Genomic DNA, 12215 nt, shown 5'->3' with positions numbered 1-12215 from the left:
TTTGCCCGTCGAAGGACATACAAATCCAATTTTGGAAAAATGATACCAAGAACAACTTAGTATTTTTCAATGTATTTAAACAGAAGTGATCTTGTGGACAATGGGAAGATAGACTTCAAATGCAGCCCCGTGCCCCTTTTGACCTTTGGCGATAATTACACCCGCATGATTCTCCACAATTCTTTTGCAAATCGAAAGTCCAATACCTGTTCCTTCGAAGTTTTGAGCTGTGTGGAGTCGCTGAAAGATGGTGAATATCCTATCGGCAAACCGCTGATCAAATCCAATTCCATAATCTCGGAATGTGATACGTACGTATTGATTCTCGGGCTGTAAATCCGGGAAATCGGATAAATCAGAGCCATTTAGATTTTCTGAGATAATATCGATACGGCCTTTGTCCGGTGAGAATTTCAGGGCATTACTCAATAAATTGTAAAAGAGCTGATTCATCTGTAAAGGAACCGCTTCAATAACAGGAAGATTACCGACATGTATAACAGCTTCCTTTTGTTGGATCGTAAACTCAAAATCTTCCATCACTTGTTGTAGTATTACATTCAGGTTGGTCGATTCAAAGTTTACCTCTGAGTTGGAAACTCTGGCGAAGCTAAGCAGGTCCCGAATCAAATGCGACATTCGCTCAGACGAATTTCCTATTCTTTTCAAATAGTCGCGTGCTACGCTATCACTGTTTGAAATATTCTGTCCGGCGAGTTCCGAGAAAACCTGTATTTTCCTCAGAGGCTCCTGTAGATCATGACTGGTTACATGTGCAAACTGCTCCAGTTCTCTATTGCTATTTAATAACTGGTCATTGGTTTTTTTCAGCTCAGCAGTCCGCTGTGATACGTGCCTTTCCAGCGTTTCCTCCAGCATTTTCTGGTCATGGATATCGGTACTGGCACCAAGCCAGTTTTCAATTTCGCCGCTCGTACCACGCTGGGCCACACCCCTGCTCAGGTGCCATCTATAAATGCCATCATGCCTTCTGTAGCGATGCTCATAAATAAAATCTTCTCCGGTTGCCAGAGATTTTTGCCAGTGGATCAGGTTGTTTTCCCGTTCGTCGGGGTGTACCATGACCATCATACCATTTTCTTGCAGCTCCTGCTCAGTGAGTCCGGAATATTTTAATATGTAATCATTATAAAAATTTTTGCCTCCCGTCTTGTCAATTCTCCATACGAGTTGTGGCGTACTGTTAGCCAAGAGCTTGAAACGCTGTTCGCTTTCACGAGCCAATTCCAAAGCGGTAATCAGTTCTGTTACATCGTTTGCCACAACCATGACGCCGGTGATCACTCCTGTTACATCATAAAGAGGTTCGAAAACCATATTTACATATAGCGTAGACTGCTTTCCATGTCTTACAATAGGAAGCGGCCATTCATGAAGTACCTTTTGTTCACCTGAATTAAAAACTTCTTTTGCCACTTTCTCAAATCCATCCGAGGGAATCTGCTCAAAAGCGCCTGCAAAGGTAGTACCCAGAACCTGCCCACTGGTTTTACCCCAGTACCTCAGCATCATGTTATTGGCAAGTTCAATAATGAGATCCGGCCCGCGAAAAACCCCGATTGCTACCGGCGCACGCAGGAAAAAGTTTCTTAGTTCTGCCTCTGTTTTCTGAGTTATACTATTGATACGTATTACAGAACTCACTTTGGATATCAGTTCACGAGCCACAAACGGTTTGACCAGATAATCGTCTGCGCCCCAGCTAAGTCCTTCTATCCGTGCCTCTTCTCCGGCTCTGGCCGAAAGCAGAATCACCGGAACTCTGGTACCCGGCCGTTGCCGTAGTTCTATCAGCAACTGTTTTCCGTCCATGACAGGCATCATCACATCACTAATCATCAGATCCGGACGATTTATCCCTATTTTTTCTAATGCATCTATGCCATTTACAGCAAAGTCAACTGTAAAATATGGTGATAGCAATCTGCCAATGTAGCTGCGCATGTCCGCGTTGTCGTCTACAACCAGAATGTTTACTTCTTTTTGCACTGTAAACTCCTTTGCTTCAAACTCCGGCTCCGGGAACGACGATTGATCCATGTCACTTGCTTCAGTATCCAGCAAGCTCATTGCCTCACGAAGAAAAGTCTGCCGTTCCAAAGTATTCGGCTTATTGGCTTTACTCTGGGTGATCTGGTCGTCGGAAAGATGCGCCTTACCGGTTGGCAGTTTTACCGTAAAGCTACTTCCTTCACCAAAAACGCTTTCAACGCTGATCTGTCCATGATGCAGGTTTACCAGTTCTGACACGAGTGACAGTCCGATGCCAGTTCCTTCGTGGGTACGTCCTAATGCATTTTCGACCCTGTGGAAACGCTCAAACATGTGTGGAAGCTCATTTGCAGGAATACCCACCCCGGTATCCGTCACACGTAAAATTGCCTGATCACCTGACCCGTATATCAATACCTGTATACTTCCGTTCAGGGTATACTTAAATGCATTGGATAACAGATTTAATACAATTTTTTCCCACATATCGGTGTCTACATACACGGGTTTCTCTATCCGCTCAGTATGGATCACCAACTCCATTCCTGCGCTTTCAATAACGGATCTGAAATTAGAAGCAAGATCTTCAGTCAATTCTCCAAGGTTGATCAGCTCAAAAGACGCCTTTACCCTGCCAGCCTCCATCCTACTGAAATCCAGTAAGTTATTTACCAATTTCAAAAGCCGTTGCGCATTACGGTATATGGGTTCATAATCTTCACGTGTCAGCCCTATCTCGGGATGATCTATCGCTTGCTGCAAAGGTCCGAGAATCAGTGTCAGCGGCGTACGAAACTCATGGCTTACATTGCTGAAAAATGCAGTTTTGGCACGATCAATTTCTGCAAGTTGCTGAGCACGTTTTTGCTGTTGCTGATAGGCATCTACATTTGAAAAAGCGGTAGAAATTGTATTAGCAAACAGAGCGAAAAAATTCTGGTATTCCTGGTCGAGGGAACGGCCCGAACTCACACCGGCAACGACGTAACCATAAGGATTTTCCTGGCCTGCAATGGTAATCGGATAGACCAGCGCTGTATGAGGTGATAGTTCAAAGGGACCACTCTTCGTTTCAGGAAAACGCGATGTGAGATTTGTGAGCTCAATAGGCCAGACGTCCGTGTGTCCGAGTTCATAAGTACTGAATGACATATCCCCGCCAGACAGCCCTGCTGATACCTTTATATCAGCCCCATCTGAGTGATGATCCAACTCATACACCTGTATAAACGGCACATCATATACGAAATCGCCGGGAACCTGGGCGATAACATTACAGATTTCTTCATTTGATCTTGCATCTGCCGTACGAATTGCCACATCCCTGAGCACCTGTGTTCTTCTGGCACTTAAAACCTGATCCGTAGTTTCTGTGATAGGGTGAAAAATGCCTCCTACATTTCCAGACTCATCTCTGATCGGGGCAAACGAAAATGTCATGAAAGCCTCTTCTATATAGCCATATCTGTCCAGCAACATCTGCTGATCTTTGATGTAAGTTCCTTCGCCTCCTAAACCACGATCAAATGCATCTCCCACCACTGGCAATGCTGTTTCCCAGCATATCTTAAAATTCTGACCCATGGATTCAGGATGTTTTGCTCCACAAATAGGTCGGTAACTGTCATTGTAGATCTGAATCAACTCTGGCCCCCAGGCTATTAATATTGGAAAAGTAGAAGAAAGACAAAGGCTAACGCTGGTGCGTAAACTCTGAGGCCATTCGCTCACAGGTCCAAGCGCCGTTGCAGACCAGTCCATGGATCGTATTAGAGCGCCCATTTGCCCTCCACCTGATAAAAATTGTTCTTCGTTTTCAGTACGCTGCATCGAGACTTTCCGTGGTAGTATTGAAATTTCCATATATATGTAAAGATAACAGGTGAGTGCTATATTCACGGCCTATCCGGGTGGCAAGACTATTTTTTGTTAATAGCCTACCCTTGCATCTTACAAATCCATATGTCAGATATCGTGTTGTCCTGACTCATGCGGATGATGATGGCTCAGAGCAAAGAATCCTGAGGAGACAGGTTTTCCAATTGCAGGAAGATGGGAATAAGCGATTTACCTTTTTCTGACAGCACATATTCTATATGAAGCGGTTTCAGCTTAACCACAATACGCTGCACCAATTCCTGCTCTTCAAGTTCTTTCAGAGCAGTAGCGATGGACTGTTTGCTGGAACCTTCCAGTTGCCGGAGCAAAGTATTAAAGCGCACAGGCTCCGAAAGAGCAAGTCTGAATATCTGTGGTTTCCATTTCCCGGATAACTGTTTTAATAACTGCTCTGCCGGACATTTACTTTCACTGGTCTTCATTCTCCATATTTTTGTAAGCACGATGTTGTGTCAACAACGAACGATTCTACGAAGTTGCCTAAAAAAGCTGTTATATAGTCATAAAAAACAGACTAATTGATTATTTGAAAGTTTAGCCTGTAATTTGTAGATATAAATGATCAGGTATATACCAAATGGATCATTTATGAATAAATGCATAAGCCACCATATTTCTGGTACGTCTCTTGATTTAACAAAAATGCAAACATCGCCCGTAAATCCACTTCTTTGCGATATCGAAACCGGAATCTGCGAAGTCCCCGAAAATCATTCTGAAATCCAAAATGAAATTACGTCGTCTGACAAGAGGCCTTTGAAAATTATATATTTTACAGATCCCATCTGCTCGTCTTGCTGGGGTATTGAGCCGCAACTCCGTAGACTCAAGCTGCAATACAGCCAGTACTTTGATATAGATTACCGAATGGGTGGGCTGCTTCCCGACTGGAGTTACAACAGTGGTGGCATCAGCAAACCATCGGACGTGGCACATCACTGGGATGACGTAAGTATACACTACGATATGCCAATAGATGGTGATGTGTGGCTTGAGGACCCCTTGGATTCTTCTTATCCGCCTTCCATTGCATTCAAAGCGGCACAACTGCAAGATGAGCAAAAAGCGGTTGACCTGTTGCGTGAGCTTCGCCATATGGTGTTTCTGAAAAAAAAGAATATCACCAGATGGGAGCATTTACTACAAGCAGCAAAAATATGTGGTTTGGACACTGAGCAGTTTACCAAGGATTATCATGGAAAAGCCAAGGCACTTTTTGAACAGGATTTGAACATGGCAAGACAACTGGGTGTACGTGGTTTTCCGACCTTGTTTTTTGTCGACAACAATGGTAATCAGGAGAAAGTCTACGGCACGAAGTCCTACGAGACCTATGAAAGTGCTTTACTTAAACAACTTCCCCACGCTCGCAAGAAAACAGTAGATACAAGCTGGGAAAATCTTTTTTCTAAATTCAATACACTTACATCCCGTGAGTTTTCAGAGTTGGCTGGTATGGATCGGACTCACAGTGAAGTTTATCTGCAAAACCTGGAAGATTCCGGGCTGATAGGCCGGTTCAGCACTAAAAACGGGAATTTATGGATTCTTAATAAGCCGTAAATAAAAAACTGCTCTTACAAATAAATTGAAGTTAACCTGCTATTTTAGTGCATTCTAAAGCTCGTTTCAGCTGGCAACCATTCGCAATTTAAATTATCTATCTATGCCTAACTTTTTCTTCTCCGTCATTGCCATTATTGTGGGTGTAGCATTGTATAAACAGTTCGATTTTCAAACTCTGAAATTTGATAATATGGGGCTTGCAGTCGTTTATGCGATCACTTTTATAGGATCGGTCTTTTTACTAATCAAAGACCTGAAAAAAACGAATAAAGCGGATTCTTGAAAAGGATGCAGAATTAACTTCCGGTTTTAAAAGTGTAGTTAATTCTGCATATGTAACTGCGTTTGTGTATACCACATTATTCTGTGGTCGCGGGTATCTTTGCCGGGCTTGCCAGGTGCCAACCTGATTTTTGAAGAAGTATGATTGTTGTCTAATTTTGAACTACCATTCAGCAGCACTTCCATCCTCATGTTGCCACAAAGGATTTTTCCAGTTATGTCCTGTTTCTGCCAGGCGACGCACATGCTCTTCATTAATTTCAACACCTAAGCCAGGGCCAGCAGGAATCTTCACAAATCCATCGTCATAATCAAACACAGACTGATCCGTTATGTAGTCCAACAAATCGCTTCCCTGGTTATAGTGAATTCCCAGGCTCTGTTCCTGGATAAATGCATTATGACAAGTCGCATCCACCTGAAGGCATGCAGCCAGAGCAATAGGTCCCAACGGACAATGCGGAGCTGCAGCGACATCATAAGCTTCTGCCATGGAAATGATTTTCTTGCATTCGGTAATACCACCAGCATGTGACAAATCAGGTTGTATAATATCCGCATAACCATCTGAAAGCAATTGTTTAAAATGCCATCGACTGAACATACGTTCGCCTGTTGCAATCGGGATACAGGTATGGTTGGCAATTTCGCGAAGTGCCTCGTTGTTTTCGGGTAAAACAGGCTCTTCAATAAACATAGGTCTGAATTGTTCCAACTCTTTTGCCAGCACTTTCGCCATTGGTTTATGTAGACGACCGTGAAAGTCAACTCCTATATCCAGATCATATCCTACTGCCTCGCGAATAGAAGATACACGTTCTAACACCAGATCGATTTTTTTATACGTATCGATGTACTGCATTTCATCAGTTGCATTCATTTTGATGGCCCTGAAACCAGCCTCAAGTGATTTCTTAGCTGTGGCGGCTACATCTGCCGGCCGGTCGCCGCCAATCCACGAATAGACCTTAATTTTATCTCTGCACTTCCCACCCAATAGCTGATAGACCGGAGCATTGTAGAATTTACCCTTGATATCCCAAAGTGCCTGATCTATACCTGAAATTGCACTCATCAGGATAGGTCCCCCACGATAAAATCCTCCGCGATACATGGTGTTCCAGTGTCCTTCAATATCCATGGGATCTTTGCCGATCAGACTCTCCATCAACTCAATCACTGCAGCCTTTACGGTAGCGGCCTTTCCTTCAATCACCGGCTCTCCCCAACCTACAATACCTTCGTCGGTTTCAATTTTTAGAAATAACCACCGGGGTGGTACCTGGAACAATTCGTAACTTCTGATTTTCATCTTAATAAATCCGGATTCAATGTGAGATAGCGAAGCTATTTATTTCTCCGCTAACAGCAAAAGGATAGAAAGGAAGATTTATATCGTTGGGGCCGTGACAGAAACAGGGGTATGTCATGAATTTTATAGCTTGTATGCTTGACAATCAGCATCATTTGCTTGTAAATTTGTGGCTCAAACCTACAGAAATGATTGCCAAAATTATCACTTTTATCGGGCTGGCCAGCTCTAATATTCTTCTCTACTTTTTTTTAATCCAGTTTGAATCTGTACCGGATTATAAAATATTGTTCATTTTGCTGAGAGCGATTTTTATTACAAGTATTCTCATGCAAAGCCTTGTTGCATTTGGCTTTTTCAAGGGTCAAAAGCTGTGGACCTGGAGGTAAGGATCATTTTCTTCATTCCATCAATGTATTTTCACAAAAGAAGTCCGGCTATACGATCATAACCGGACTTAAAACGATGTCCTGCTGATTTGGTTTTATTGCTCAGACTAGCTCAGCAATGTAACAGGAACCTGAGCACATCTAGTAAACCAGGCTTTTCAGGTATGCCATTGTTTGAGGAACCTGTGTTTGGTAATTCGGACTTTCATCTTCGATATAGTAATGCTCAATAGCCGATTTCCTGGCTGCTTTCAAAATAGCAGGAATATCAAGCTGTCCGGTTCCCAGAGCAACATCGTTTTCTACCGGCGTTCCTCCTGACAAATTACCTTCAACCCCTTTTTTAAGATCCTTCAGGTGCATCAGTTTGAAACGTTTCGGATATTTCTTCAATAGTTCAGCAGGATCTCCGCCCGGGAAAAAAGCCCAAAGGATATCGAGTTCGAAGCTTACATACTTTGGATCTGTCTTCTGGATGATGTAGTCCAGCAAAGTGCCGTCTTCATGTTTCACGTACTCATAGCCATGATTATGATAGCAAAATGTAAGACCGTGATCATCTTTTAGTTTTTTACCGATCTGATTGAAATCAGCGATGGTTTTATCAGCCATTTCCTTTGTAAAAGGACCAGTGTGAGGAATCCAGGCCACCCGCACGAACTTAGCACCCAACGTTTTGGCATTGCTGGCAACCTCGTCTGTTTTATTCAACGCATCCGGGTACTGGACACCAAACGATGAACATTTGATACCTCTTTCATCGAGCATCTTACGGAGTTCAGCAGCTGTTTTTCCAAACAAACTGGAAAATTCCATATCCTTGATTCCTAACTTTTGCAACGTATCAAGCGTAGCTGCCGGATCTTTCGCCAAACTTTTGCGGTAAGTGTATGACACCATTCCCGGCATTTCGGGAAACAACGGTTTACCTTTCTGAGCGAACACTGCAGTGGTACCAACACAGACTATGGTAAAGGCTAAAACAATACTTCTGATTTTCATATTAAGGATTTTTGGGTACACTATCCGGACGAGTTTTGGATGACACAACCCCGATAAAATAAAATTCAAACCAAAAGTCAGGATATTTGTCAATTTGACCAAATATGCGAATCGAAGAAAAAATGGATGACCCATCTCAACAAAACCCGTGGTTGATAACCGACGTAAAGCTCAGATCTGCCTGAGAAATCTCTGCCTATCCAACACACCTTTATGATCCGGGTGAACTTTACTAGCTTTGACCGGATTTCTCCAAAATCAGAAATTGTTGTAAAAGGAGGCAGATTGGCATAAAATGTATGTGTGTCTGCTACGGGATTTTCAATTAGCCTATATGAATCAAAAAAGGATCAAAAAGCAGATCAGCAATTTTTTTACCGGAGAGTATTTTACAGATGCGCTTCGTATTACCCTTAGCATAATAGTTCCGGCAGGTATCCTGTTTGCTCTGAAATTGCCTCAGCCTGCAATTGGCGTTGCACATGGTGCGCTTCTGATCGCACTTACTGATATAAGAGGAACGATCGAAGATAAACGTACCACTTCGATTGTTAGCATTCTGCTGTTTTTCATTATATCGGTCATATCCATCCTTGCGCTGCCGTACCCATGGTTATTGGGCATAATTGTCTTTTCCGTTACAATGGGATGCTCTATGCTTTCCGTATATGGAAGCCGTTTCTCTATATCCGGCACCGCAGCTATTGTGTTGATGATTTTTATATGGGGACTGAAACCATCCGGACTTTGGTTTTGCGGTTACCTGTTGCTAGGTGGTATCTGGTATTATGCTGTCAGCCTGCTGCACTTAATGCTTTGTCCTGAAAGATATCTTCGTTACGCAATTTCAGAATGTCTTATAGCCACCCATGACTACCTGAAAGTAAAGGCTCAATTTTACGATACAGAAATTCCTTTGGAAGATTGCTATAAGCGCGCTATTCTCACACATAATCGTGTGAGCGAAGCACAACAACAGTTGAGAAGTATCCTTCTACGCGACAAAATAGTGATGCATGATAGCAATCGGAAAGGGCAAGCCCTACTTTATGCCGCAGAAAAGACAATAGACTTGTATGAGCAAATTACGGCTATTAACTATTACTATGACTTTATTCGTGAACAATTTGCCATCACGGGCGCCTTGGATCTGATTCGTCAGATGGTAGAAGTTCTGACTGCTGAAATGCTTCATATCAGCGAGATGAGACCCTTTTCTGAATCGCTAAAGAAGCCACAGGAAAGTCGTCAGATGATATATCTGATGGCAAGGTTTGAGTACATAATTGAAAAGGAAAGTCAATCAAATGCTGAAATTCTTTCCAAATTACTTGGCAATCTTCGGGGCATTCATGCAGATATTCAAGGAATTAATCTCGTGCTAAGCAACGCGAATACCGTACCTACAAACCTTGAAGAAAAGCCTGAATATCATCATTTTGCTCCATTTGAAAACATGGAATGGAGACACCTTTTAACACATCTCAAGTTCAGTTCACCTATCTTCCGATTTTCCCTCAGGTTAGCATTAACTTGTCTTTTTTGCTATCTGATCGCGCACGTTTTTGAACTTGGCAGATACAGTTACTGGATCTTAATTACCGTTGTCGTTATTATCAAGCCTGCCTTCAGCCTTACACGTGAACGCAATATACAACGGCTTACAGGTACAATAATTGGTATTGTCATCGCCCTTTGTCTGCTCTTTTTCGTAGACAACACGACAATCCTGCTTGTGTTCGGGGCGATATTTTTACTTGCATTTTTCACCTTTAACAGAACACATCACTTACTAAGCGTTATTGCTCTTACGCCAATGATCATTGTTGTTTTATATATCTACGGCAATAGTGGATGGGGTTTTGTGATGGAAAGGATCAGCGACACGCTCATCGGTTGCGCCATCGCTTTTGGCGCAACCTATCTTTTCCCGTCGTGGGAGTCGAGCAGGATACCGTTCCTGTGCAGAGAACTTCTGAAAGCTAACATACATTATTTAGAAAGACTGCTGGATGCGATTACAGAAAAACCAATCAGTCTAACGACGTATAAACTAGCAAGAAAAAGTGTATACATAGAACAGGCTAACCTTTCGTCAGCCTTTCAGCGTATGTTGGGCGAACCGAAACACAAAGCAATAGCATCTGAGAAAATCTATCATTTTCAGATGCTCAATCATATTCTCAGTTCAAATATATCATCGCTGTTCGTGTCGCTGCCCGCTTCCATACCCGCCATTATTTCAAAAGCAGATCAAATCCTGGTGCAGTCCGTGATTGCGTCACTTTCACAAAGTGAGCTCCTGCTATACCAGAGAGATCAGCATTCCGGAGAACTCCCATTTTCCGGAATAGCAGATTTATCGCAAAATTATTCATCTGAAAAATACCAGGATACATTTTATGTATTGAAGGATATTGACAGAGAAATCAGGAATTGTTGTATTGAACTTCGGGAAACCGTGGTGTAATTACTAGAGCCAATAGGACAGAAATTAATACAATCTAAAAGAACCGCTCAAATACGATTCCATAGGTAAGTATAAAATTCTCTTTCTCTGTTCTGCTGATCAGATTGTAATTTAATGCAGTATTCAGCGTCACCCATCGCCACACTTTAAAACCGACATTTAGGTTCGTCGTCACAATATGGTCTTTTTTATAGGTCAGGGAAGGTTGCCAAAAGCCCGATCCTGTAACGGTGATAAAATCTTTGTGCTTCCAGTTAAGTTGTAATCGGAGAGAATTTCTGATTGTCTGATACCTAAGTTCGACACTATCGGGCTGGATGATATTACTACGTTCGTACAAGAGTCCGTCGCTGACGCTGAACATCAGATTTTCCTTATTGAAAACACGGTAAGCAAGTCCGGCGCCTGACTGAATCTGCTCGTTGATTTTCAGTGAGAAGCTGGATGTGAAATTGACCAACCCCCAATAATAGAAGTCCGGCACCTTTTTGTTGTACACGTTAAAATCGACAGAAGCATTGACATCATTGTTCGTTAGCGTTTCAAGCGTTCCCCCATACAGCCAAGCAGCGTTCGAATTCATCACAAACCGCTTCTTTTTCACACTAAATCCTCCGCTGTTATTTAAAAGATAAGTCATTCCTTCCGAGGTTTTATTGAACGTACCCGATGTAGCCAAGCGTACCCGATGCGTGAGTGAATCACTGAATTGAGCATTGGCTCCCGTAAAACAGATAAAAAAAAGGAAAGAAAAAAGAATGAATTTCATATGACTGATTGTAAGACTACACAGGTCCACGCGTAAAGCGTCGGCAGGCCTGAAAACTTTTACAAATGACCGGCAAAAGAACGATGCCACTATCAACCACAAGCAGTATATGCCAGTACTTCAGGATCTCTACAGAATCATAATAGAAGAAAAACAACATTTCGGGTATTCATACCCCGATTTGTAACCATTGGCAAAACAGGGAGGCTGACGCATTATCCACGCCCTTCAAAAGCCAGGTTTTACAAGTTATCTAAGACTTCTATCACTGCATTAATCAGTCCGGAGTCAGGTGACCTTCCCGGCACTACAGTTTCAATTATCGCCCGGTATTGCTGGCTATCATCCTTTTCGAAAACAACCTCCACATCTTTTAGCATCAGATAAAGTTTGTAGGTATAGCCGAAACTAACCAGCCTTCCGTCTATGGTTAGCTCCTCCCCCTGGTATTCGACAGGAATCTGTATTAATTGCTCATTCTGCATTGCACTATATCAAAAATTTGTCAAAGAT

General features: G+C 42.6%; 9 protein-coding genes. 3 read left to right on the top strand and 6 right to left on the bottom strand.

All coding sequences use genetic code 11. The features are described from left to right. Positions 1-75: 75 nt before the first annotated feature. Together AC1XUE_RS00760 and AC1XUE_RS00755 are read right to left on the bottom strand one after the other, a co-directional pair. Entirely contained in the window at positions 76-3876 is a 3801-nt protein-coding gene (locus tag AC1XUE_RS00760; RefSeq protein ID WP_483354014.1) for an ATP-binding protein, read from the bottom strand. A gap of 143 nt (positions 3877-4019) precedes the next feature. Next, positions 4020-4334, bottom strand: a complete 315-nt coding sequence (locus AC1XUE_RS00755) for a winged helix-turn-helix transcriptional regulator (protein WP_483354013.1) — start codon at positions 4332-4334, stop codon at positions 4020-4022. 220 nt (positions 4335-4554) lie between these two features. Between AC1XUE_RS00755 and AC1XUE_RS00750 the strand changes: the two genes are divergently transcribed. Together AC1XUE_RS00750 and AC1XUE_RS00745 are read left to right on the top strand one after the other, a co-directional pair. Further along, entirely contained in the window at positions 4555-5475 is a 921-nt protein-coding gene (locus tag AC1XUE_RS00750; RefSeq protein WP_483354012.1) for a ClpXP adapter SpxH family protein, read from the top strand. 103 nt (positions 5476-5578) lie between these two features. Next, positions 5579-5761, top strand: coding sequence for a hypothetical protein (locus AC1XUE_RS00745; RefSeq protein ID WP_483354011.1), 183 nt, complete (start codon positions 5579-5581; stop codon positions 5759-5761). A gap of 162 nt (positions 5762-5923) precedes the next feature. Here AC1XUE_RS00745 and dgoD read toward each other — a convergent pair whose 3' ends face one another. Together dgoD and AC1XUE_RS00735 are read right to left on the bottom strand one after the other, a co-directional pair. Beyond that, on the bottom strand, positions 5924-7072 hold the full coding sequence (dgoD, locus tag AC1XUE_RS00740) for a galactonate dehydratase (protein WP_483354010.1): 1149 nt from the start codon (positions 7070-7072) through the stop codon (positions 5924-5926). Positions 7073-7602: 530 nt separating this feature from the next. Next, positions 7603-8463, bottom strand: coding sequence for a sugar phosphate isomerase/epimerase family protein (locus AC1XUE_RS00735; RefSeq protein ID WP_483354009.1), 861 nt, complete (start codon positions 8461-8463; stop codon positions 7603-7605). A 334-nt stretch (positions 8464-8797) separates the two neighbouring features. On the opposite strand from AC1XUE_RS00735, the gene AC1XUE_RS00730 reads away from it, so the two are divergent. Next, on the top strand, positions 8798-10933 hold the full coding sequence (locus AC1XUE_RS00730) for an FUSC family protein (protein WP_483354008.1): 2136 nt from the start codon (positions 8798-8800) through the stop codon (positions 10931-10933). 34 nt (positions 10934-10967) lie between these two features. Here the strand turns inward: AC1XUE_RS00730 and AC1XUE_RS00725 are convergent, their stop codons facing one another. Further along, positions 10968-11702, bottom strand: coding sequence for a DUF481 domain-containing protein (locus tag AC1XUE_RS00725; protein WP_483354007.1), 735 nt, complete (start codon positions 11700-11702; stop codon positions 10968-10970). Positions 11703-11944: 242 nt separating this feature from the next. After that, positions 11945-12187: a hypothetical protein gene (locus tag AC1XUE_RS00720; protein ID WP_483354006.1), complete on the bottom strand. Its 243-nt coding sequence runs from the start codon at positions 12185-12187 to the stop codon at positions 11945-11947. Between the last annotated feature and the right edge of the window lie 28 nt (positions 12188-12215).

Source organism: Dyadobacter sp. HNCC25DJ187 (assembly GCF_056895255.1).
Note: the sequence above shows the minus strand (reverse complement) of the source record. Positions and strands in the feature narration are given on the sequence as shown.

Excerpts from the sequence above, each read along its gene's own strand:
- AC1XUE_RS00760 (WP_483354014.1), bottom strand. The coding sequence starts at position 3,876 with ATGGAAATTTCAATACTACCACGGAAAGTCTCGATGCAGCGTACTGAA.
- AC1XUE_RS00755 (WP_483354013.1), bottom strand. The coding sequence starts at position 4,334 with ATGAAGACCAGTGAAAGTAAATGTCCGGCAGAGCAGTTATTAAAACAG.
- AC1XUE_RS00750 (WP_483354012.1), top strand. The coding sequence starts at position 4,555 with ATGCAAACATCGCCCGTAAATCCACTTCTTTGCGATATCGAAACCGGA.
- AC1XUE_RS00745 (WP_483354011.1), top strand. The coding sequence starts at position 5,579 with ATGCCTAACTTTTTCTTCTCCGTCATTGCCATTATTGTGGGTGTAGCA.
- dgoD (WP_483354010.1), bottom strand. The coding sequence starts at position 7,072 with ATGAAAATCAGAAGTTACGAATTGTTCCAGGTACCACCCCGGTGGTTA.
- AC1XUE_RS00735 (WP_483354009.1), bottom strand. The coding sequence starts at position 8,463 with ATGAAAATCAGAAGTATTGTTTTAGCCTTTACCATAGTCTGTGTTGGT.
- AC1XUE_RS00730 (WP_483354008.1), top strand. The coding sequence starts at position 8,798 with ATGAATCAAAAAAGGATCAAAAAGCAGATCAGCAATTTTTTTACCGGA.
- AC1XUE_RS00725 (WP_483354007.1), bottom strand. The coding sequence starts at position 11,702 with ATGAAATTCATTCTTTTTTCTTTCCTTTTTTTTATCTGTTTTACGGGA.
- AC1XUE_RS00720 (WP_483354006.1), bottom strand. The coding sequence starts at position 12,187 with ATGCAGAATGAGCAATTAATACAGATTCCTGTCGAATACCAGGGGGAG.